Raw genomic sequence first — 23330 nt, 5'->3', positions numbered from 1 at the left:
CATGGCAAGGCAAGCAAGACAGTGGAGAGTCGGCACGGCCGGCATAGCGGGCATGGCCGTCCTCGGGCTCACCCTCACCGCCTGCGGCGGTGCGAAGGTCGGTGACAGCTCCTCGGACGCCGGCGGCTCGGGCAGCTCGGGCAAGTGCGGCACCTTCAACCTCGCGGTCAACCCGTGGGTGGGCTACGAGGCCAACGCGGCGGTCATCGCGTACGTCGCGGAGCACGACCTCGGCTGCAAGGTCACCCAGAAGGACCTCAAGGAGGAGATCGCCTGGCAGGGCTTCGGGACGGGCGAGGTCGACGCCGTCGTCGAGAACTGGGGTCACGACGACCTGAAGAAGAAGTACATCACCGACCAGAAGACCGCCGTCGAGGCCGGCCCGACCGGCAACGAAGGCCTCATCGGCTGGTACGTGCCGCCGTGGCTGGCCAAGGCGCACCCGGATATCCTCGACTGGAACAACCTCAACAAGTACGCCGCCGAGTTCAAGACGTCCGAGTCCGGTGGCAAGGGCCAGCTCCTCGACGGCGACCCGTCGTTCGTGACCAACGACGAGGCGCTGGTGAAGAACCTCAAGCTGGACTACAAGGTGGTGTACGCGGGCAGCGAGACCGCCCTCATCCAGGCCTTCCGCAAGGCGGAGAAGGACAAGGAATGGGTGATCGGCTACTTCTACGAGCCGCAGTGGTTCATGTCCGAGGTGCCGCTGAAGAAGGTCAAGCTGCCCGAATACAAGACGGGCTGCGACGCCGACGCCGAGAAGGTCGACTGCGACTACCCGGTCTACAAGCTGGACAAGATCGTCAGCGCGAAGTTCGCCAAGTCGGGCAGCCCGGCCTATGACCTGGTGAAGAACTTCACCTGGACCAACGAGGACCAGAACATCGTGGCCAAGTACATCGCGGTGGACAAGATGACCCCCGAGGCGGCCGCGAAGAAGTGGGTCGAGGCCAACCGGGACAAGGTGGAGGCCTGGATCAAGTAGGCCCTCCACGGATGCCCGGTGGGCGGTGCGCCCGGACGCGCACCGCCCACCGGGCATTCCTGTTTTCCGGGCCGTTTTCCGACGTCACCGGACCTCTTGACACCCACCTGCGGGGCAGGCACATTGAGTTGCGCAACTTGAATCACGTTGCGTAAAGAGCAACTCAACCGGAGGTGCGGCGATGGCGGGACCGCGTGTGGTCATCATCGGAGCGGGGGTCGTCGGCGCGGCGCTCGCGGACGAGATCTCGGCGCGGGGCTGGACCGAGGTGACCGTGGTCGACCAGGGGCCGCTCCCGGCCACCGGTGGCTCGACCTCGCACGCCCCCGGCCTGGTCTTCCAGACGAACTCCTCGAAGACCATGACGGAGCTGGCCCGCTACACCGTCGAGAAGTTCTGCTCCCTCGACGTCGACGGCAAGCCCTGCTTCCTCCAGGTCGGCGGCCTTGAGGTGGCGACCACGCCGGAGCGCCTCGCCGAACTGCACCGCCGGCACGGCTGGATCACCGCCTGGGGCATCGAGTCACGGATCCTGACCGCCGACGAGTGCGTCGAGCAGCACCCACTGGTCAACCGCGACAAGGTCCTCGGCGGCCTCCTCGTCCCGACCGACGGCCTCGCCAAGGCCGTCCTCGCCGTCGAGGCCCAGATCCGCCGGGCCACCGAGCGCGGCGTACGCTTCCTCGCCCGCCACGAGGTCCTGGACGTCCTGACGGCCGACGGCGAGGTGACGGGCGTCCGCACCGACCAGGGCGATCTGGAAGCCGACATCGTCGTGTGCTGCGCCGGCATCTGGGGCCCGAAGATCGCCCGCATGGTCGGCATGAACCTGCCGCTGACCCCGCTCGCCCACCAGCTCGCCTGGACCGGCCCCGTCCCGGCCCTCGCCGGTCAGACGGAGGAGGCGGTCCGCCCGATCCTGCGCCACCAGGACGCCGACCTCTACTACCGTGACCGCTTCGACGGCATCGGCATCGGCTACTACGGCCACCGCCCGATGCCGATCACCGCCGACGAGATCCTCTCGGTCGACGAGGCGGCCGAGATGCCCTCGATCCTCAAGTTCACCGAGGAGGACTTCGAGCCGGCCTGGACCGAGACGCAGTCCCTCCTCCCCGCCACGAAGGAGGCGAAGGTCGAGGAGGGCATCAACGGCCTGTTCTCCTTCACCACCGACAACTTCCCGCTCCTCGGCGAGTCCCCGGACGTCAAGGGCTTCTGGGTCGCCGAGGCCGTGTGGGTCACCCACTCCGCGGGCGTCGGCCGGGCCATGGCCGAGTGGCTGGTCGACGGCCACTGCTCGTCCTTCGACCTGCACGAGTGCGACGTCAACCGCTTCGAGCCGCACCAGCTGTCCCCGGAGTACGTCCTGGCCCGCGACTGCCAGAACTTCGTCGAGGTCTACGACATCCTCCACCCCCTCCAGCCGTCCGGCGACCCGCGCCCGATCCGCACCAGCCCCTTCCACGCCCGTCAGCAGGAGCACGGCGCCTTCTTCCTGGAGGCGAACGGCTGGGAGCGCCCGCAGTGGTACGAGGCCAACGCGAAGCTGGTCGAGGGCCGTTCCATCCCCACCCCGAACGACTGGGCCGCACAGTTCTGGTCGCCCATCGTCGGCGCCGAGGCACAGGTCACCCGCGAGACCGTCGCGATGTACGACATGACGGCCCTCAAGCGCCTGGAGGTGAGCGGCCCCGGCTCCGCCGAGTTCCTGGAGCGCCTGTGCACCGGCAAGGTCGCCAAGTCGGTCGGCTCGGTGACGTACACCCTGCTCCTCGACCACGACGGCGGCATCCGCAGCGACATCACCGTCGCCCGCCTCGCCCGCGACCTCTTCCAGGTCGGCGCCAACGGCAACCTCGACCTCGACTGGTTCAGCCGCCACCTCCCCGCGGACGGCACGGTCCAGGTACGCGACATCACCCCCGGCACCTGCTGCATCGGCCTGTGGGGCCCGCTCGCCCGCAAGGTCCTCCAGCCGCTGACGGACGAGGACTTCACCAACGACGGCCTCAAGTACTTCCGCGCCAAGCGCGCCTACATCGGCAGCGTCCCGGTGACGGCGATGCGCCTGTCCTACGTCGGTGAACTCGGCTGGGAGCTGTACACCACCGCCGATCAGGGCCAGAAGCTGTGGGACACCCTGTGGCAGGCGGCGAAGCCGCTCGGGGGCGTCATCGCCGGCCGCGGCGCCTTCAACAGCCTCCGCCTGGAGAAGGGCTACCGCTCCTTCGGCACCGACATGACCTACGAGCACGACCCCTACGAGGCCGGCGTCGGCTTCGCCGTCAAGCTCGACAAGGGCGACTTCATCGGCAAGGCGGCGCTGGAGCGCCGCAAGGAGAACGTACGGCGCAGGCTGACCTGCCTCACCATCGACGACCCGCATGCGGTCGTCCTGGGCAAGGAGCCGGTGTACGACGGCGACCGAGCGGTCGGCTACGTCACCAGCGCCGCCTACGGCTACACCATCGACAAGGGCATCGCCTACGCCTGGCTCCCGGCGGAGCTGGCCAACCCGGGCACGCCCCTGCAGATCGGCTACTTCGACCAGCGCGTCGAGGCGGTCGTCGCCGAGGAGCCCCTGTTCGACCCCACCATGTCCCGCCTCCGTGGCTGACACCCCCGCGTCGACTCCGAGGGAAGGAACACCGCCGGTGAACGCACAGCTGCTCGACGGCAGGGCGACCGCCGCCGACATCCGCCGCGAACTCGCGGAGCGCGTGGCCAAGTTGACGGCCACGAACGGCCGCCCGCCGGGCCTGGGCACCGTCCTGGTCGGCGACGACCCCGGCAGCCATGCCTACGTCGCCGGCAAGCACCGCGACTGCGCGCAGGTCGGTATCGCCTCCATCCGCCGGGACCTGCCCGCCGACGCCTCCCAGCAGCAGGTCGAGGAGACGATCGACGAGCTCAACGCCGACCCGGCCTGCACCGGCTACATCGTCCAGCTCCCGCTGCCGCGTCACCTGGACGCCAACGCCGTACTGGAACGCATGGACCCGGCCAAGGACGCCGACGGCCTGCACCCCGTCAACCTCGGCCGGCTCACCCTGGGCGTCGAGGCACCACTGCCGTGCACCCCGCGCGGCATCGTGGAGCTGCTCCGCCGCCACGACGTACCGCTCGCCGGAGCACGCGTCTGCGTGATCGGCCGCGGCATCACGGTCGGCCGCCCGATCGGCCTCCTGCTCACCCGCCGCTCCGAGAACGCCACCGTCACCCTGTGCCACACCGGCACCAAGGGCCTGGCCTGGCACGTCCGCGAGGCGGACATCGTCATCGCCGCCGCCGGCTCGCCCGGACTGGTCACCAAGGACATGCTGCGCCCCGGCGCCGCGGTCCTGGACGTGGGCATCACCCGCACCGAGCAGGGCCTGGTCGGCGACATCCACCCGGACGCCGCCCAGGTCGCCGGATGGATCGCGCCCATGCCCGGCGGCGTGGGCCCCATGACCCGGGCGATGTTGCTCGCCAACGTCGTCGAGGCCGCCGAGAGGAACGCCACCGCCGTATGAACGCGCACGCCCCCGAGTACCCGCAGCATCCGCACCTCGCAGACGCCCTTTCAGAAGACGGAGACGTCCGATGAGCCCCCGCACCCCCGGCGCCGACCTGCCCGACCACCCCGACTTCCTGTGGCGCAATCCCGAGCCCAAGAAGTCGTACGACGTGGTGATCGTCGGCGGCGGCGGCCACGGCCTCGCCACCGCGCACTACCTCGCCAGGAACCACGGCATCACCAACGTCGCGGTGCTGGAGAAGGGCTGGCTCGCGGGCGGCAACATGGCCCGCAACACCACGATCATCCGCTCCAACTACCTCTGGGACGAGAGCGCCGGCATCTACGAGCACGCCCTCAAGCTCTGGGAGGGCCTGGCGGAGGAGCTCGACTACCCGATCCTCTTCTCGCAGCGCGGTGTGCTGAACCTCGCCCACAGCCTCCAGGACGTCCGCGACAGCGTCCGCCGCGTCGAGGCGAACCGCCTCAACGGTGTGGACGCGGAGTGGCTCGACGCGGACGGCGTCAAGGAGGTCTGCCCGATCGTCAACATCTCGCCGGACGTGCGCTACCCGGTCCTGGGCGCCACGTACCAGCCGCGAGCGGGCATCGCCAAGCACGACTACGTCGCCTGGGGCCTGGCCCGCTCTGCGGACGCGGCAGGCATCGACATCATCCAGAACTGCGAGGTCACGGGCCTCGACGTGGTCGGCAACCGGGTAGTGGGCGTCCAGACGAACCTGGGCCCCATCGCGGCCGGCAAGGTCGCGCTCTGCTCGGCGGGCCACACCTCGGTCCTCGCGGCGATGGCGGGCATCGAACTCCCCATCCAGAGCCACCCGTTGCAGGCCCTGGTCTCCGAGCTGCTGGAGCCGGTGCACCCCACGGTCGTCATGTCCAACGCCGTCCACGTGTACGTCAGCCAGGCCCACAAGGGCGAGCTGGTCATGGGCGCGGGCATCGACGCGTACAACTCGTACACCCAGCGGGGCGCCTTCCACATCATCGAAGAGCAGATGTCGGCGGCCCTGGAGCTCTTCCCGGTCTTCGCCCGCGCCCACGTCCTGCGCACCTGGGGCGGCATCGTCGACACCAGCCCCGACGCCTCACCGATCATCGGGCTCAGCCCCGTCGACAACCTCTATCTCAACTGCGGCTGGGGAACGGGCGGTTTCAAGGCCACCCCGGGCGTCGGCTGGGTCTACGCCCACACCATCGCCAACGACACCCCGCACGCCCTCAACGCCCCCTTCTCGCTCGACCGTTTCACCACCGGCGCGCTCGTCGACGAGCACGGCGCGGCCGCGGTGGCCCACTAGGACCACTGGAATCTGGGAGCCGATCCATGCTGCTCATCCCCTGCCCGTGGTGCGGGCCCCGCGACGAGGCCGAGTTCCACTACGGCGGCCAGGCCCACGTGCCCTACCCGGAGGACCCGGCGTCCCTCTCCGACGAGGAGTGGGCCCGCTACCTGTTCTTCCGCGACAACCCGAAGGGCCCCTTCGCCGAACGCTGGAGCCACGCGGCGGGCTGCCGCCGCTGGTTCAACGCGGTACGGGACACGTCGACGAACGAGATCCTGACGGTGTACAGGACGGGAGAGGAACGCCCGGCACCTGTTGAGCCAAGGTCAGTTCTTTCAGCCCGTCCGGCGCTTGGGGACGCGGCAACACCGTCCCAATCCCCCGCCCACCCGCAGGGGGCTTCGCCTCAGGGCGCGGACGGCCACTCGTCGGTGCCGGTCCAGGCAATCTCAGCCCGTCCGGCGTTTGAGGACGAGGCCGTTCAGGCCGAAGGGGGGTCTGGGGGCGCAGCCCCCAGCGGGGTCGAAGGGGCGGAGCCCCTTCAGGATGGGACGGGTAGGGGCGGCGGGGGCGAGACACAACCGTTCCGCCACGCGACCCGCGGCCGAATCGACCGCGACACCCCCCTCACCTTCACCTTCGACGGCACCGAATACCGAGGCTTCCGAGGCGACACCCTCGCCTCCGCCCTCCTCGCCAACGGCGTCATCCGGACCGGCACCAGCATCAAGCTCGGCCGCCCCCGAGGCATCTTCTCCGCCGGCGTCGAAGAGCCCAACGCGGTCATCCAGATCGAGGAACCCTTCCCGGAGCCGATGCTCCCCGCCACGACCGTGGAGCTCTACGACGGCCTCGTGGCAACGAGCCTCCCCGGCCAGGGCCGCCTCGCCACGGAACCGGACCCGGCACGCTACGACGCCGTACACGCCCACTGCGACCTGCTGATCGTCGGCGCCGGCCCGGCCGGCCTCGCGGCAGCGGCGGCCGCGGCGAACAGCGGCGCCCGAGTCATCCTCGCCGACGACCAGCCGGAGCTCGGCGGCAGCCTCCTCGGCACGGCCGAACACCTCGAGTGGGTGCGGGAGGTCCGGGAGCAGCTCGAAGCCGCCCCCGAGGTCCGCGTCCTGCCCCGCACCACCGTCTTCGGCTACTACGACGACAACCACCTCCTCGCCGTCGAGCGCCGCACCAACCACCTCGGCGCCGAAGCCCCGGAGAACGTCTCCCGCGAACGCGTCTGGCGCATCCGCGCGCGCCGAGTCGTCCTCGCCACCGGCGCCCACGAGCGCTCGCTGGCCTTCGCGGACAACGACCGCCCCGGCGTGATGCTGGCCTCCTCGGCCCGCACCCACGTCAACCGCCACGGCGCCCTGCCCGGCCGCCACGCGGTCGTCTTCACGACCAACGACAGCGCGTACGAGGCGGCCCTGGACCTGGCCTCGGCAGGCCTGGCCATCGCGGCGATCGTCGACACCCGCCCCGAACCGGGGGAGTGGGCCGAGCGCGCGAGGGCGGCCGGGATCGAAGTCCTGCCCGGCCACGCCGTCACCGGCACGGAAGGCGGCGACGCCCGCCTCACCGCCGTGACCGTCGCCCCGTACGGAGAGTCCGCGGGCCGCCGGCAGTTCGCCGCCGACCTGCTGCTGGTCTCCGGCGGCTGGAACCCGGTGGCGCACCTGTTCAGCCAGTCCGGCGGCAAGCTGCGTTACGACGACACACTGGGCTCCTTCGTCCCCGACACCACCCGTCAGGCGGTCGAGGTCGTCGGCAGCGCGAGCGGTTCCCTCGATGCGGCCACCGTCCTGGCACAGGGCGCGGCCGCCGGCGCCCGCGCGGTCGAGGCCGAGGGCTACACGCCCGGGGCACCGCGCCTCCCGGAGGTGCCCGCGCAGCCGCGGCAGACGCCGCCGATGCACGTGTACGTCGTCCCGGGCGACGCGGAAGGCCCCCGTTTCGTCGACCTCCAGCGTGACGTCACCGTCGACGACCTGGCCCGCTCGACCGGCGCCGGCCTGCGCTCGGTCGAGCACACCAAGCGCTACACCACGGCCGGCACGGCCAACGACCAGGGCAAGACCTCCGGCGTCCTGGCCAGCGGCGTGGTGGCCGAACTCCTCGGCGTGGACATCTCGGCCCTCGGCACGACGACCTTCCGTCCGCCGTACACCCCGGTCTCCTTCGCCGCCCTCGCGGGCCGCGACCGGGGAGCGCTGAGCGACCCGGTCCGCACGACCGCCATCCACGAGTGGCATGTCGCGCACGGCGCCCTGTTCGAGAACGTCGGCCAGTGGAAGCGCCCCTGGTACTACCCGCAGGACGGCGAGGACATGGAAGCCGCCGTACTGCGCGAGTGCCGGGCGACCCGCGAGAGCGTGGGCTTCATGGACGCCTCCACCCTCGGCAAGATCGACGTCCAGGGCCCGGACGCCGGCGTCTTCCTCGACCGGCTCTACACCAACATGATGAGCACCCTGAAGGTCGGCATGATCCGCTACGGCGTCATGTGCCGCCCGGACGGCATGGTCTTCGACGACGGCACGGTCATCCGCGTCGCCCCGGAGCGCTTCCTGGTCACCACGACGACGGGCAACGCCGCCGCCGTACTCGACTGGATGGAGGAGTGGCTCCAGACCGAGTGGCCCGAACTGAAGGTCCACTGCACCTCCGTGACCGAGCAGTGGGCCACGGTCGCCCTGGTCGGCCCGAAGTCCCGTGCGGTCCTCGCCGCGCTCGCGCCCCAACTGGCCGTCGCCAACGACGACTTCCCGTTCATGGCCTGGCGGGAGACGACCGTCGCGGGCATCGAGGCCCGGGTCTGCCGGATCAGCTTCTCCGGCGAACTCGCCTTCGAGATCAACGTGTCACCGTGGCGGGCCCTCGCCCTGTGGGAGGCGGTGTACGAGGCCGGCGCCCCGTACGGCATCACCCCGTACGGCACGGAGACCATGCACGTCCTGCGCGCCGAGAAGGGCTACCCGATCATCGGCCAGGACACGGACGGCACCGTCACCCCCCAGGACCTCGGCATGAGCTGGGTGGTGTCGAAGAAGAAGCCGGACTTCATCGGCAAGCGTTCCTACGCCCGCGCCGACACCTCCCGCCCCGACCGCAAGCACCTGGTCGGCCTGCTCCCCGAGGACCCGGCGACCTTCCTCCCGGAGGGCACCCACCTGGTTGCCGAGGGTGTGCTGCCGACCCCGCCCGTCCCCATGCTCGGCCATGTCACGTCCAGCTACCGCAGCGCGGCCCTCGGCCGGACGTTCGCGCTCGCCCTGATCAAGGGCGGCCGGGACCGCATCGGCGAGCGGCTGTACGCCCCCGTCGGTGACCAGTTGGTGCCGGTGACCGTGGCCGGCCCCGTCCTCTACGACCCCGAGGGAGCACGCCGCGATGGCTGAGACCGCCCTTACCGCCCCGCTGCGCAGCCCGCTGTCGCGCGTCGCCGACCGGCTGGCCGCCGCGACCCACGCGTCCGGGGGTGCGATCCGGCTGGCCGAACTTCCCTTCCTGGCCCAGCTCAACGTGCGCCTGGACGCCAAGGGAGCGGCGGCGGCAGCCGTCGGACTCGCCCTGGACCTGCAACTGCCGCTCCAGCCGAACACCGTCGTCCGCGCGGGGGAGTCGACCGCGCTGTGGCTCGGCCCCGACGAGTGGCTGCTGGTGGGACCGCCGGGCAGCGAGCGGGATCTGGAGAGCCGGATCCGGGAGGCCGCGGGCGACGAGCCCGTCTCGGTCACCGACGTCTCCGCACAGCGCACCACGCTCCTCGTCTCGGGCTCCCGCGCCCATGACCTGCTGGCCCACGGCTGTTCGCTGGACCTGCATCCGCGGGTCTTCGGCGTCGGACGCTGCGCCCAGACGACCCTGGGCCGCACGCAGGTCGTCCTGGTCGCCCGGGACGAACCGAGGGCCGGGTTCTGGGTCCTGGTGCGCTCGACGTTCGCCGGCTATCTGGCGGACTGGCTGCTCGACGCGGCGACGGAATACGTCTGAGCAGTATGGACGGGACTGCCCCGTCCCCCTGTGGGAGCTCCGTCGAGGGGCTCCCACAGGGCTTTGCGCAGTGAGATGTGCGCACTGAGTTTCGCCCTACCGATCGAAGGCTGGCCCCTGTGACCGTCACGGCTGACACCACCACCCCACCGCACCCCGGAACGCCCGGCCGCCACCCATACGGGCTGCCACGACCCGGCCGGGCACTGGTCATGGGGGTCGTGAACGTCACCCCGGACTCGTTCTCCGACGGCGGGCTGTCGTTCGCCGCGGACGCGGCCGTAGCGCACGGGCTCGCGCTGCTCGAACAGGGCGCGGACATCGTGGACGTGGGCGGCGAGTCGACCCGCCCCGGCGCGGAACGCCCACCGGTCGAGGAGGAACTGCGACGCGTCCTGCCCGTCGTCCGGGAACTCGCCGCGGCGGGCGCGATCGTGAGCGTCGACACCATGCGGGCCGAGGTCGCCGCACGAGCACTGGACGCGGGTGCGCGGCTGGTCAACGACGTCTCAGGAGGCCTTGCCGACCCCGCGATGCTGCCGCTGATGGCCCGCGCGGGAACGCCGTATGTGCTGATGCACTGGCGTGGACACTCCGCCGGCATGCAGGCGCACGCCGTCTACGACGACGTCGTCACCGATGTGCTCGACGAGTTGCGCCTGAGGATCGACGCCGCGCTGGAGGCGGGGATACCGCCCGGCTGTCTGGTCGTCGACCCCGGGCTGGGCTTCGCCAAGACGCCCGAGCACAACTGGGAGCTCCTGGGGCGCCTCGGGGACGTCATGGCCCTGGGCCACCCCGTTCTCGTCGGCGCGTCACGCAAGTCGTTCCTGGGCAGCCTGCTGGCCGACCGGGCGACGGGAGAACCCCGCCCCGCCCGGCTGCGCGACGCCGCGACCAGCGCCGTGTCCGTGCTCGCCGCCGCGCAGGGCGTCTGGTGCCTGCGCGTGCACGATGTCGCCTCCACGGCCGACGCGGTGCGCGTGACGGCTCGCTGGGGCATCGAGGCGGCGGGCAAGCGGCAGGCGATCGGGGCGGCGGCGTCGGCGCGGTCGTCGCTGCGCTGAGCGCCCCGTGGGGCGCGCCCCCATTGAGCCTCAGCCTGCACAGCCGCTCGAGCCTCAGCCCGGACAGCCGCTGGAGCCACAGCCCGCACAGTCGCCGGAGCCTCAGCCCAGATAGCCCATCCGGCGGCTGATCTCCGCCGCGCCCTTGATCAGCACGGGTGCGAGCTCGTGCATGCGTTCCTCGGTGAAGCGGTACGTGGGGCCCGAGGCGCTGAGGGCGGCGATCACCTCGCCGTCGCGGGAGCGGATCGGGGCGGCCACGGCGTGCAATCCGATCTCGAGTTCCTCCAGCGCCACCGCGTACCCCCGCTCCCGCGCCTCGGCGAGGTTCTTCTCCAGCTTCGCCCTGGAGGTCAGGGTGTGCGGCGTCAGCTTCTGCGTCCCGGAAGCCGCGAGCACGTCGGCGCGCTCCTTCTCCGAGAGGTGGGCCAGGAGGATCTTGCCGCTGGACGTGGCGTGCAACGGGGTCAGCTGCCCGACCCAGTTGTGCGTGCCGACCGCGCCCGGGCCGCGCACCTGGTAGAGGTTGACGGCGTAGTGCTCCTGCAGGACGGCGATGTTGACCGTCTCGCCGATCTCCTCGCTGAGCCGCTCGCACACCGGCCGGCCCTGCTGGGTGATGTCGAGGCGCCCCGTGACCGCGCCGGCCAGGCGCACGATCCCGAAGCCCAGCCGGTACTTGCCCCGCTCGGCCGTCTGCTCGACCAGGCCGCGCGCCTCCAGGGCCCCGAGCAGCCGGAACGCGGTCGACTTGTGCACGTCGATCTCGGCGGCCACCTCGCTGACGCCCGCCTCGCCGCGCTGGGCGAGGATCTCCAGGACGCTGACGGCGCGGTCGACGGACTGCACGCCGTTCACCACGGTGCCTGTTGTTTCGCTATCTGCGGCGTAGTTGCTCATAGCGCAACTATACGCATTCGTCGGCGTGTTACGAGGGGCCGCGGCGACCGGGCAGGAGGCCGGTTCGGTACTTGACGCCGACTGTCTCCGCGCACTCTAGGGCGGCCGGTTCGTCAGCGGAAGACGACCGTGCAGTTCCCGTTGACCAGTACGCGGCTCTCGCTGTGCCACTCGACGGCGCGGGCGAGTACCTGTGCCTCGACGTCACGGCCGATGGTGACCAGCTCGTCGGGGTCGCGCGAGTGGTCCACGCGGACGACGTCCTGCTCGATGATCGGGCCTTCGTCGAGGTCGGGGGTGACGTAGTGGGCCGTGGCGCCGACGAGCTTCACGCCGCGCCGGTGTGCCTGGACGTAGGGCCGGGCCCCCTTGAAGCTCGGCAGGAACGAGTGGTGGATGTTGATGGCCTTGCCGTCGAGCTGCTTGCACAGGTCGTCGGAGAGGATCTGCATGTAGCGGGCCAGTGCCACCAGGTCGATGTCCAGCTCGCGCACCAGCTCCAGCAGCCGTGCCTCGGCCTGGTCCTTGGTCTCCTTGGTCACCGGGACGTGGTGGAAGGGGATGCCGTACGTCTCGGCGAGCCCCTCGAAGTCCCGGTGGTTCGAGACGATCGCGGGGATCTCGATGTTGAGCGCGCCCGTGGACTTGCGGAAGAGCAGGTCGTTCAGGCAGTGGCCGAACTTCGACACCATGATCAGCGTGCGCGTCGGGGTCGAGGCGTCGTGCAGCTGCCAGGTGATCCCGTACGCCTGGCCGACCGGGCCGAAGCCGGTGCGCAGGTCCTCCAGCGAGATGCCGGGGTCCGAGACGGCGAAGTGGACCCGCATGAAGAAGCGGTCCTGCAGACGGTCGTCGAACTGCTGGCTCTCCAGGATGTTGCCGGAGTGGCCGATGAGAAAGGTGGTCACGGCGTGGACGAGACCGGCCTGGTCGGGACAGGACAGGGTGAGGATGAACTCACGGCCGGGCTGCGGTCGAGGAGACATTGCCTTCCTCCGTCATTGGGTGCGTATTACGCAACGCTGTGAGCTATATGCAACATCATGCGGACCGGGTGAGGCATCGTCAAGGGTCGGTGAGAGGTTCGGCGTCCCGCCTTGACGGCGACACGCTAGCGATGTTCGGTTGCGTATGAGGAAACGTGTTCTTTGAAGCGCAGCGCCGGCGGCCGGTTCCTGGACGGTTACCTGCTCAGCATCATTGGCGTCGCGCTCATCGGCATGAGCGACGAACTGAACCTGAGCACCGGGGACGAGAGCCTCATCGGTGCCGCCGCTCTGGTCGGCATCTTCGTGGGAGGCCTGTTCTTCGGCCCCGTCACCGACAGGCTCGGCCGTGAGGCGATGTACACCATCGACCTGGCGGTGCTCGTCGGCGGCTCTGTGCTGTCGGTGTTCGCCACCGAGACCTGGCAGTTCGTCGTGCTGCGCTTCGTACTCGGCATGGCCATCGGGGCCGACTATCCGATCGCGACGTCGCTGCTCGCCGAATGGGTGCCGAACAAGCACCGGGGCCGACTGTTGGGCATCCTCATCCTGGCCTGGTACGTCGGAGCGGCGGCCGCCTACGTGGTGGGCTATGTGATGACCGAGATCGGGGGCAACGGCTCCTGGCGCTGGATGCTCGCCTCGGGCGCCGTACTGAGCGCCCTGATCCTGCTGATGCGTATCGGTACGCCGGAGTCGCCGCTCTGGCTGGTCAACAAGGGCCGTACGGCCGATGCCCAGAAAGCGATCAGGAAAGCCCTCGACCGCACCGTCCCGGTCGAGGAACTGCTGGCGGCCTCGGCGGCCGAACAGTCGGTGGAGCGGAGCCGGTTCCGTGACCTGTTCCAGGGCGCCTATCTGAGGCGAACCCTGTTCTGCGGGCTGTTCTGCATGTGTCAGATCACGCCGATGTTCGCCCTGTACACCTTCGGTCCCGCCATCCTGGGCTCGTTCGGGCTGGGGGAGGGCAACGAGAGCAATCTCGGCTCGGCGCTGATCAGCGTCGTGTTCGTGCTGGGCTGTATCCCCGCGCTGCGTCTGGTGGACCGGGTGGGGCGCCGCCCCGTCATCGTGTGGTCGTTCGCCCTGATGGTCGTGCCGCTCGCGGTGCTCGGCGGCGGTTCGGCGCTCCCCGTCGCGGTGGTCATCGCGTGTTTCTGCGCCTACGCCCTTTTCTCGGGCGGGCCCACGGTGCTGGAGTGGACGTATCCCAACGAGCTGTTCCCGACGAGTATCCGGGCCACCGCGGGAGGCGTGGCGACGTCGATCAGCCGTATCGGCGCCGCCGCCGGTACCTATCTGCTGCCGATCTCCCTGGACCGGCTGGGCATCGGCACGACCATGCTGATCGGCGCCGGCATCACCGCGGTGGGGTGGCTGGTGTCCTTCGCCTGGGCCGAGGAGACGCGAGGTCGCACCCTGGCCGAGACCAGCGCCGTGCCCGGCGCCATGCGGCCCGGGGCGGGCAGTGAGGAGCGGCGCGACAGCCTGCGCGAAAGCGGGCTGGGCCGCTCCTGACCGGGCGGGCACCGAACCGTGCGACATGCAGCCGGCCGGCCTCCTGAGAGGCCGGCCGGCTGCATGTCGCTGCACGTCTGCGGGCCTGTGCCGTCCGTTTTCCGACGGGATGGCAAGTTCGCGCGACCGACCTCTTGACAGTGAGTGTCCGCGGGGAGACAGTTTGGTCGGTCGTTGCTTATAGCGAAGAGAGTTGCGTAGTACGCAACCTGGCTGGGCACTCGGACCCCTCCCTCCCCAGAACATCAGGCCGAAGATCCCGAAGATCGCATTCGGCCGTCCCCTCGACGAGGAGATCGACCGTGACACACGAGGTACGCGCCGTCGTCGCCCGGAAGAAGGGCGCACCGGTCTCGGTGGAGACCATCCTGGTGCCGAACCCCGGCCCCGGTGAGGCGCTGGTGCGGGTGCAGGCATGCGGCGTCTGCCACACCGACGTGCACTACCGCGAGGGCGGGATCAACGACGAGTTCCCCTTCCTGCTCGGCCATGAGGCAGCGGGTGTCGTCGAGGCGGTCGGCGAGGGCGTCACCGACGTCGCGCCCGGCGACTTCGTCGTCCTCAACTGGCGCGCCGTCTGCGGAACTTGCCGGGCCTGCAGCAAGGGCAAGCCGTGGTACTGCTTCGCCACCCACAACGCCACGCAGCCCATGACGCTGGCCGACGGCACGCCGCTGTCCCCGGCCCTCGGCATCGGCGCCTTCGCCGAGAAGACCCTGGTCGCCGCCGGCCAGTGCACCAAGGTCGACTCGGCCGCCTCGCCCGCCGCGGCCGGCCTGCTCGGCTGCGGGGTGATGGCCGGGTTCGGTGCCGCGGTCAACACCGGCGGCGTGGGGCGCGGCGACTCGATCGCGGTGATCGGCTGCGGCGGCGTCGGCATGGCCGCGATCGCGGGCGCGAAGGTGGCCGGCGCCTCCCGCATCATCGCCGTGGACGTCGACGAGCGGAAGCTGAAGTGGGCCGAGCAGTTCGGCGCCACCGACACCGTCGACTCCTCCCGGACCGACGCCGTCGAGGCGATCCGCGAGCTGACCGGCGGCCACGGCGCCGACGTCGTCGTGGACGCGGTCGGCCGCCCCGAGACCTTCAAGCAGGCCTTCTACGCCCGCGACCTGGCCGGTACCGCCGTCCTGGTCGGTGTCCCCACCCCGGAGCTGACCCTCGACCTGCCCCTGCTGGACGTCTTCGGCCGCGGCGGGGCGCTGAAGTCGTCCTGGTACGGCGACTGTCTCCCCTCCCGGGACTTCCCCGCCCTGGTCGACCTCTACCTCCAGGGCCGCTTCGACCTGGGCGAGTTCGTCACCGAGACGATCGGCCTGGACGACGTGGAGGCCGCGTTCGCCAAGATGCACCACGGCGACGTCCTGCGCTCGGTGGTGGTCCTGTGACCGCGCGCATCGAACGCCTCGTCACCTCCGGCACCTTCGAACTGGACGGCGGCAGCTGGGAGGTCGACAACAACGTCTGGCTCATCGGCAACGACGACGAGGTCCTCGTCATCGACGCCGCCCACGACACCGACCTGATCGCCGCCGCCGTCGGCGACCGGCGCCTGGTCGCCGTCGTGTGCACCCACGCCCACAACGACCACGTGGGCGTCGCTCCGGACCTGGCCGCCCGCTACGGCGCGCCGATCCTGCTCCACCCGGCCGACGCCGTGCTGTGGAAGACGGTGCACGGCATGCGGGTGCCCGACTTCTGGGAGCTGATCGACGGCGAGGACCTGACCGTGGCCGGCACCGAGCTCCAGGTACTGCACACCCCAGGGCACTCGCCCGGCTCCGTCTGCCTGTACGGGCCTGAGCTGAACGCCCTGTTCTCCGGCGACACCCTCTTCCAGGGCGGCCCCGGAGCCACCGGCCGCTCCTTCTCCGACTTCGACACGATCATCGCCTCCATCCGCGACCGGCTGCTCAACCTCCCTGCCGACACCACCGTCCACACCGGCCACGGCCCCTCCACCACGATCGGAGCCGAGGCGCCCCACCTCGACGAGTGGATCGCCCGCGGCCACTGACCCGCCCGACCGTCACCGCAGTACGAAGCCCGTCACCGCAGTACGAAGCCCGTCACCGCACTACGAACCTGGAGGAAGACCATGGCGGCACAGCCGAAGGTGGTCATCATCGGCGCCGGCATCGTCGGGTGCGCACTCAGCGACGAACTGACCGCACGCGGCTGGACGGACGTCACCGTTCTGGAGCAGGGGCCGCTCTTCGCCACGGGCGGCTCCACCTCGCACGCCCCCGGTCTGGTGTTCCAGACCAACGGCTCCAAGACGATGACCGAGTTCGCCCGGTACACGGTCGAGAAGTACAGCGCGCTGACCCTGGACGGCCAGTGGTGCTTCAACCAGGTCGGCGGCCTGGAGGTGGCCACCAGCCCCGAGCGCCTGGCGGAGATCCAGCGCCGGCACGGCTGGCTGAGCTCCTGGGGGGTCGACAGCCGCGTCCTCACCCCCGAGGAGTCAGCCGCACTGCACCCCTTGCTCGACCCCGAGCGCATCCTCGGCGGCTTCCACCTCCCCAGCGACGGTCTGGCCAAGGCGCTGCGGGCGAGCGAGGCCCAGGCCCGCCTGGCGACGGCCCGCGGCGCCCGCTTCCACCCCCACCACACGGTGACCGGCATCGAGACGACCGGCGACCGGGTCAGCGCGGTCGTCACCGACCAGGGCACCTTCCCGGCGGACATCGTGGTCTCCTGCGCCGGCTTCTGGGGCCCGAGGATCGGCCGGATGGTCGGGCAGCCGGTGCCCCTGGTGCCCATGGCCCACCAGTACGCCCGTACCACCGAACTCCCGCTGCTCGCCGGCCGCAACGACGAGCACACCGAGGCCTCCCTGCCGATCCTGCGCAACCAGGACGCCGGCCTGTACTACCGCGAACTCGTCGACCGCATCGGCATCGGCTCCTACGCCCACCGCCCCATACCGGTGTCCCTGGACGAGGTGGCGCACCCGAGCGAAGCCGCGATGCCGTCCTCGCTGGCCTTCACCGAGGCCGACTTCGAGGGCGCCTGGGCCGACTCCCTCGCCCTGCTCCCGTCCCTCGCCGACACGAAGATCGAGGAGGGCTTCAACGGCATCTTCTCCTTCACCTCCGACGGCATGCCGCTGATGGGCGAGTCACCGAAGGTCCAGGGCTTCTGGGTCGCGGAGGCCGTCTGGGTCACCCACTCGGCCGGCGTCGCCAAGGCCATGGCCGAGTGGCTGGTCGACGGCCGCCCCGGCACCGACGTCCACGCGTGCGACGTCAACCGCTTCGAGGAAGTCCAGCTGGCGCCGTCGTACGTCATGGAGCGCAGCTGCCGGAACTTCGCCGAGGTGTACGACATCCTGCACCCGCTGCAGCCCGCCGAGCGCCCGCGCCCGCTGCGGACCAGCCCCTTCCACGCCCGTCAGGAAGCCCTCGGAGCGGTCTTCCTGGAGGGCGGCGGCTGGGAGCGCCCGCACTGGTACGAGGCCAACGCCGACCTGCCCGAGGTGGCCCGCGTCCCCAGCCGTAACGCCTGGGCGTCCCGCTACTGGTCGCCGATCGCCGGTGCCGAGGCCCTCGTCACCCGTGAGCGCGTCGCCCTGTACGACATGACCCCGCTGAAGCGGCTGGAGGTCACCGGCCCCGAAGCGCTCGCCTTCCTCCAGAACCTGACCACCAATCAGCTGGACAGGCCGGTCGGGTCGGTCACCTACACCCTGCTGCTCGACGCCGCCGGCGGTGTCCGCAGCGACCTGACCATCGCCCGCCTGGAGACCGAGCGCTTCCAGATCGGCGCCAACGGCAACCTCGACCTGGACTGGCTGCGCCGACGCCTGCCCGGCGACGGTTCCGTGCAGGTACGGGACATCACCGCCGGCACCTGCTGCCTCGGCGTCTGGGGCCCGCGCGCCCGCGACCTCGTCCAGCCGCTCACCGACACCGACTTCTCGCACAAGGGATTCGGCTACTTCAAGGCCAAGCAGGCATACCTCGGCGACGTCCCGGTCACCGCGATGCGGCTGAGCTACGTCGGCGAGCTGGGCTGGGAGATCTACACCACCGCCGACCTCGGCGCCAGGCTGTGGGACACCCTGTGGGAGGCCGGGCAGGAGCTGGGCATCATCGCCGCCGGCCGCAGCGCCTTCAACAGCCTGCGCCTGGAGAAGGGTTACCGCTCCTGGGGTCATGACATGACCACCGAGCACAACCCCTACGAGGCCGGTCTCGGCTTCGCCGTCCGCCGCACCAAGGAGCACTTCACCGGCAAGGCCGCTTTGGAGGGCATGAGCGACGGGACGGTCACCCGCCGGCTCACGCCGCTGGTCGTCCAGGACGAGCGGTCCGTGGTGATGGGCCACGAACCGGTGTACGTGCACGGCCGCCCCGCCGGCTACGTGACCAGCGCCGCCTACGGCTACACGATCGGCGCGCCCATCGCGTACGCCTGGCTGCCCGCCGAACACGCCGCCCCCGGAACCCCGGTGGAGATCGAGTACTTCGGCGCCAAGGTCCCGGCCGTCACCGCCGCAGAGCCCCTCTTCGACCCCGAGATGTCGCGCATCCGGCGCTGAACGCGCCCGAGCCCCAGCAGAACCACACCCTCATCGGCAAGATTCCCAGGAGATGGACACATGGCCTCTTCGTACGACGTGATCGTCGTCGGCCTGGGCGGGATGGGCAGCGCAGCCGCCTGCCACCTCGCCGCCCGCGGCCAACGGGTGCTCGGCCTGGAGCGCTTCGGCCCGGCCCACAACCTCGGCTCCAGCCACGGCGGTTCCCGCATCTACCGGCAGGCGTACTTCGAGGACCCGGCCTACGTGCCCCTGCTCCTCCGTGCCCATGAACTCTGGGAGAAGCTCGCCGTCGACTCCGGCCGCGAGGTCTTCACCGAGACCGGCGGTCTCATGATCGGCCGCGAGGAGAGCGACGCCTTCGCCGGCACCCTGCGCAGCGCCCACGAGTGGGGCCTGGACCACGAGGTCCTGGGCGCCGCCGACATCCGGCGCCGTTTCCCCACCTTCAACCCGGCGGCCGAGGACGTCGCCTTCCACGAGCGCAAGGCCGGTATCGCCCGGCCCGAGGCGACCGTCACCGCCCACCTGGACCTGGCCCGGGCCCACGGCGCAGACCTGCACTTCGCGGAGATGGTCCTCGGCTGGGAGGCCGACGGCCCGGGCGGCAGGGCCTGGGTGGTCACCGACCGCGGCGCCTACACCGCCGACCGGCTCGTCATCGCTCCCGGCGCCTGGGCTCCGAAGCTCCTGTCCGACCTCGGCGTGCGCGTGACGGTGGAACGACAGGTCATGTACTGGTTCCAGCCCGAGGGCGGAACCCGCCCGTTCAGCGCCGAACGCCACCCCGTCTACATCTGGGAGGACCCGGACGGCACCCAGATCTACGGCTTCCCCGCGCTGGACGGACCCGACGGCGGCGCCAAGGTCGCCTTCTTCCGCAAGGGCGTCCCTGGGCCCTGTCGCCACATTCCCGCCTGCCGCGCGACGCCATGCACGCACTCTCGCCGCACCGGGCGAAGGCCCACGTACAACCAGTACGAGGGCCTCCGCCCGGCACGCCGAGAGCACGCACCTGACGCCGCGCGGCCCGCCCTTCAGGCGGACGACGGGAATGTGGCGACAGGGCCCTGCGACCCCGACCACCTCGACCGCCGTATCCACCCGGACGAGATCGCGGCCATGGCCGAGTACCTGCGCCCGCGCATCCCCACCCTGCCCGGCCGCTGCCTCAAGGCCGCCGCCTGCATGTACGCCAACACCCCGGACGAGCACTTCGTCCTCGCCCACCACCCCGAGCACCCGCAGGTGACGGTGGCCTGCGGCTTCTCCGGCCACGGGTTCAAGTTCGTGCCCGTCATCGGCGAGATCCTCGCCGACCTCGCCACCGAAGGCACCACCGACCACCCCATCGCCCTGTTCGACCCGCGCCGCGTACGCGTCTGACTTTCCGAACGTCCGAATCTCCAAAGGTGACACGATGACCATCACGAACCTGCCGCCCAGCCTGATCCCCACGCTGTCCGGCGAGTACTACACGGACCCCGAGGTCTTCGCCCAGGAACAGGAGCGGGTCTTCGAGGCCATGTGGTTCTGCGTGGCCCGCGCCGCCGAGTTGGACAAGCCCGGCGCCTTCCGCACCTACCAGGTGGGCCGCGAGAGCGTGCTGATCTCCCGCTCGCGGGACGGCTCGATCAAGGGGTTCCTCAACATCTGCCGGCACCGCGGCGCCAAGCTCTGCACCGAGGAGTCCGGCGAGGTCAAGCGCGCCTTCCAGTGTCCGTACCACGCCTGGACCTACGGCCTGGACGGCAAGCTGGTCGCGGCCCCGAACCTGACGTCGATGCCGGACATCGACCGGACCGAGTACGGCCTGATCAACGTCCATGTGCGGGAGTGGCTCGGGTATGTGTGGGTGTGCCTCGCCGACAACCCGCCGTCCTTCGAGGCGGACGTGCAGGGCGCGGTCGTCGAACGCCTCGGCGACCTCGAGTCGATCGAGCGCTACGGCATCGACAACCTCCAGGTGGGCCGCCGTATCACCTACGACGTGAAGGCGAACTGGAAGCTCATCATCGAGAACTTCATGGAGTGCTACCACTGCGCCACCATCCACCCCGAACTCACGGAGGTACTCCCGGAGTTCGCGGACGGCTACGCCGCCCAGTACTACGTCGGCCACGGCGCGGAGTTCGGTGAGGACGTCCAGGGCTTCACCGTCGACGGCTCGGAGGGTCTGGACCGCATTCCCGGGGTCGCCGAGGATCAGGACCGCCGCTACTACGCGATCACCGTCAGGCCCCAGGTGTTCATCAATCTCGTGCCCGACCACGTGATCTTCCACCGGATGTACCCGATGGCACCCGACCGCACGGTCGTCGAGTGCGACTGGCTGTACCTGCCGCACGTCGTGGAGAGCGGCAAGGACGTGGAGCGTTCGGTGGAACTGTTCCACCGGGTCAACCAGCAGGACTTCGACGCCTGCGAACGCACCCAGCCGGCGATGAGCTCGAAGGCGTATGCCAAGGGCGGCGTGCTGGTGCCCAGCGAGCACCACATCGGCGAGTTCCACACCTGGCTGCAGAACAAGCTCGAGGTCCGGCCCACGCACTGACCCCGCCCCCCGGTACCGCCCGCCCACCTGCTGTTGCGGCCCCTCCGGCAGGTGGGCGGGCCAGGGGACAGGTGTTGCGGTGAGTGCAACCCTGTGCGTGATCGGGAACCGATATGTGGTTCCTCCCTTGACACCCCCGAATTCCATCGAAACCATGTTGCGCATAGCGATTGTCGTTGTGTCATATGAGACATCCCGTCTGGAGCCGGCATGAGGAGCATCACCGTCGTCGGAGCGTCGCTGGCAGGCCTGAGCACGGTCCGCGCGCTGCGCGCAGAGGGCTACGACGGCGAGATCGTCGTCGTGGGGGAGGAGCGCCACACTCCCTACGACCGTCCGCCGCTGTCCAAGGACTTCCTCAAGGGCGACATCGACGCCGACGCCCTCGCGCTCGGCGACGCGGACGAGTACGAGGTCCTGGACGCGCAGTGGCTGCTCGGCGAGCGCGCCGTGCGGCTCGACCCCGTCGCCCGCACGATCACCCTGGCCCGGGGACGCCATGTGCGCACCGACGGCGTTGTCATCGCGACCGGCGCCACCCCCCGTACCCTCCCCGGCACCGACGGACTGGCGGGCGTCCACACTCTGCGAACCCTGGAGGACGCCCAGGCCCTGCGCGCCGAACTGCTCGACGGCCTGCCCCGCGTCGTCGTCATCGGCGCCGGTTTCATCGGCGCGGAGGTGGCCTCCACCGCGCACCGGCTCGGACTCCACGTCACCGTCGTCGAGGCGCTCCCTGTCCCGCTGGAGCGTCAACTCGGACGCGAGATGGGACTGGTGGTCTCCTCGCTCCACAGCGATCACGGTGTTCAGTTGCTGTGCGGCACCGGTGTGGCGGAACTGATCGGCGAGGGCCGGGTCACGGGCGTACGGCTCGCGGACGGGAGGGTGCTGCCCGCCGACATCGTCGTGGCCGGCGTGGGCGTGCGGCCCAACACCGACTGGCTCGCCGGCTCGGGTGTGCAGGTGGACGACGGCGTGGTGTGCGACTCCGGCTGCTCGACCGGCGTCCCGGGCGTGGTCGCCGTCGGTGACGTCGCCCGCTGCCCCCACCCGTTCACCGGACGGCACGCCCGCATCGAGCACTGGAGCAACGCCACCGAGCAGGCGAAGACCGCCGCCCGCACCCTGCTGACCGGTGTGTCGGCCGAAGCCCCGCTCACCCCGCCGTACTTCTGGTCCGACCAGTACCAGGTCCGCATCCAGGTCGCCGGGTACGTCGGTCCCGGCGCCGCACCCGAGGTCGTCGAGGGCGACATCGACAGCCGCACCTTCACGGCCGTCTACCGGCGCGAGGGCACCCCCGTCGCCGTGCTCTCCCTCAACCAGCCGAAGTTCTTCAACCGGCTCCGCCGCACCCTCGTCCCCGCCGCCGCGGCCGTCGTGTCATGAGCTCCGCGCCCCGACTCTCCCCGGAATCCGCAGCGGAGACCGCCCAGAGCGTTCCGCGGCACCTGCGCTACACCTGGGACCACGAATGGCTGGTCGTGGACGAGGGCAACGCCACCGTCGGCATCACCGCGTTCGCGGCGAAAGCCCTCGGTGATGTCGTCCACCTCCGACTGCCCGACGTCGGGACCTGGGTCGAGGCAGGGGAGAGCTGCGGGCGGATCGAGTCACGGACCGCCGTCAGCGGCCTGTACGCCCCTGCCTCGGGCCGCGTCCTGGAAGTCAACCCCGCGCTGGCCCACGACCCCGGCGTCGTCAACGCCGCCCCCTACACCGGCGGCTGGCTGTTCCGGCTGCGGGTCGAGAACATCGCCGGCGCGCTGAACGCCGATGCCTACGCCGCCCACTGTGCCCACACCCGAGGAGACCGCCGATGACCCTGTTCAACCAGCCCCTGCACGAGCTCGACCCGGAGGTGGCCGCCGCGGTCGACGCCGAGCTGGAGCGTCAGCAGTCCACCCTGGAGATGATCGCCTCCGAGAACTTCGCGCCGCTCGCGGTGATGGAGGCGCAGGGTTCGGTC

At 70.6% G+C, this 23330-nt stretch carries 17 protein-coding genes and 1 pseudogene; 16 read left to right on the top strand and 2 right to left on the bottom strand.

The features are described from left to right. Nucleotide 1: 1 nt before the first annotated feature. The 7 genes from ACZ7L6_RS39070 (at nucleotide 2) to folP (ending at nucleotide 10854) form a co-directional block, all read left to right on the top strand. The gene (locus ACZ7L6_RS39070; protein WP_471932513.1) at nucleotides 2-988 is read left to right on the top strand and encodes an ABC transporter substrate-binding protein; all 987 of its coding nucleotides are present in this window, start codon (nucleotides 2-4) and stop codon (nucleotides 986-988) included. Nucleotides 989-1169: 181 nt separating this feature from the next. Then, nucleotides 1170-3608: a GcvT family protein gene (locus tag ACZ7L6_RS39065; protein WP_471932511.1), complete on the top strand. Its 2439-nt coding sequence runs from the start codon at nucleotides 1170-1172 to the stop codon at nucleotides 3606-3608. 37 nt (nucleotides 3609-3645) lie between these two features. Next, nucleotides 3646-4506 (top strand): bifunctional methylenetetrahydrofolate dehydrogenase/methenyltetrahydrofolate cyclohydrolase, encoded by an 861-nt coding sequence (locus ACZ7L6_RS39060; protein WP_471932509.1) that lies wholly within the window; start codon nucleotides 3646-3648, stop codon nucleotides 4504-4506. A 70-nt stretch (nucleotides 4507-4576) separates the two neighbouring features. Next, a complete protein-coding gene (locus tag ACZ7L6_RS39055; protein ID WP_471932507.1) occupies nucleotides 4577-5809 on the top strand; it encodes a sarcosine oxidase subunit beta family protein in 1233 nt (410 codons plus the stop codon). Between the two features lie 26 nt (nucleotides 5810-5835). Then, on the top strand, nucleotides 5836-9192 hold the full coding sequence (locus ACZ7L6_RS39050) for a sarcosine oxidase subunit alpha family protein (RefSeq protein WP_471932505.1): 3357 nt from the start codon (nucleotides 5836-5838) through the stop codon (nucleotides 9190-9192). Beyond that, on the top strand, nucleotides 9185-9787 hold the full coding sequence (locus ACZ7L6_RS39045) for a sarcosine oxidase subunit gamma (protein WP_471932503.1): 603 nt from the start codon (nucleotides 9185-9187) through the stop codon (nucleotides 9785-9787). Before ACZ7L6_RS39050 ends, ACZ7L6_RS39045 begins: the two co-directional genes overlap by 8 nt. Before the next feature lie 119 nt (nucleotides 9788-9906). Beyond that, nucleotides 9907-10854 carry a dihydropteroate synthase gene (gene folP, locus ACZ7L6_RS39040; protein ID WP_471932501.1) on the top strand — a complete coding sequence of 316 codons (948 nt, stop codon included), beginning with the start codon at nucleotides 9907-9909 and terminating at the stop codon, nucleotides 10852-10854. A gap of 102 nt (nucleotides 10855-10956) precedes the next feature. On the opposite strand, the gene ACZ7L6_RS39035 is transcribed toward folP, so the two are convergent. Together ACZ7L6_RS39035 and purU are read right to left on the bottom strand one after the other, a co-directional pair. After that, on the bottom strand, nucleotides 10957-11754 hold the full coding sequence (locus ACZ7L6_RS39035; RefSeq protein ID WP_471932499.1) for an IclR family transcriptional regulator: 798 nt from the start codon (nucleotides 11752-11754) through the stop codon (nucleotides 10957-10959). 113 nt (nucleotides 11755-11867) lie between these two features. After that, nucleotides 11868-12740 carry a formyltetrahydrofolate deformylase gene (gene purU / locus ACZ7L6_RS39030; RefSeq protein ID WP_471932497.1) on the bottom strand — a complete coding sequence of 291 codons (873 nt, stop codon included), beginning with the start codon at nucleotides 12738-12740 and terminating at the stop codon, nucleotides 11868-11870. Nucleotides 12741-12902: 162 nt separating this feature from the next. Between purU and ACZ7L6_RS39025 the strand changes: the two genes are divergently transcribed. From ACZ7L6_RS39025 to ACZ7L6_RS38985, 9 genes and pseudogenes are all read left to right on the top strand, one after another. Then, on the top strand, nucleotides 12903-14258 hold the full coding sequence (locus ACZ7L6_RS39025) for an MFS transporter (protein ID WP_471932495.1): 1356 nt from the start codon (nucleotides 12903-12905) through the stop codon (nucleotides 14256-14258). Nucleotides 14259-14560: 302 nt separating this feature from the next. Further along, nucleotides 14561-15646, top strand: coding sequence for an S-(hydroxymethyl)mycothiol dehydrogenase (locus ACZ7L6_RS39020; protein WP_471932493.1), 1086 nt, complete (start codon nucleotides 14561-14563; stop codon nucleotides 15644-15646). Further along, the gene (locus tag ACZ7L6_RS39015; protein ID WP_471932491.1) at nucleotides 15643-16275 is read left to right on the top strand and encodes an MBL fold metallo-hydrolase; all 633 of its coding nucleotides are present in this window, start codon (nucleotides 15643-15645) and stop codon (nucleotides 16273-16275) included. Before ACZ7L6_RS39020 ends, ACZ7L6_RS39015 begins: the two co-directional genes overlap by 4 nt. A gap of 81 nt (nucleotides 16276-16356) precedes the next feature. Further along, complete coding sequence (locus ACZ7L6_RS39010) at nucleotides 16357-18804, top strand: GcvT family protein (RefSeq protein WP_471932489.1); 2448 nt, start codon at nucleotides 16357-16359, stop codon at nucleotides 18802-18804. Between the two features lie 60 nt (nucleotides 18805-18864). Then, complete coding sequence (gene solA, locus ACZ7L6_RS39005) at nucleotides 18865-20190, top strand: N-methyl-L-tryptophan oxidase (RefSeq protein WP_471932487.1); 1326 nt, start codon at nucleotides 18865-18867, stop codon at nucleotides 20188-20190. Nucleotides 20191-20224: 34 nt separating this feature from the next. After that, on the top strand, nucleotides 20225-21358 hold the full coding sequence (locus ACZ7L6_RS39000; RefSeq protein ID WP_471932485.1) for an aromatic ring-hydroxylating oxygenase subunit alpha: 1134 nt from the start codon (nucleotides 20225-20227) through the stop codon (nucleotides 21356-21358). Nucleotides 21359-21568: 210 nt separating this feature from the next. Further along, nucleotides 21569-22750 carry an NAD(P)/FAD-dependent oxidoreductase gene (locus tag ACZ7L6_RS38995; protein ID WP_471932483.1) on the top strand — a complete coding sequence of 394 codons (1182 nt, stop codon included), beginning with the start codon at nucleotides 21569-21571 and terminating at the stop codon, nucleotides 22748-22750. Continuing rightward, on the top strand, nucleotides 22747-23184 hold the full coding sequence (gcvH, locus tag ACZ7L6_RS38990; protein WP_471932481.1) for a glycine cleavage system protein GcvH: 438 nt from the start codon (nucleotides 22747-22749) through the stop codon (nucleotides 23182-23184). The genes ACZ7L6_RS38995 and gcvH overlap by 4 nt, the downstream gene beginning before the upstream one ends. After that, nucleotides 23181-23330, top strand: a pseudogene (locus ACZ7L6_RS38985) (serine hydroxymethyltransferase); the annotation flags it as partial. The gene gcvH and the pseudogene ACZ7L6_RS38985, both read left to right, overlap by 4 nt.

Source organism: Streptomyces sp. NPDC107522 (assembly GCF_055657525.1).
The sequence above is the reverse complement of the archived record's forward strand: the minus strand, read 5'-3'. Positions and strand labels throughout refer to the sequence as shown.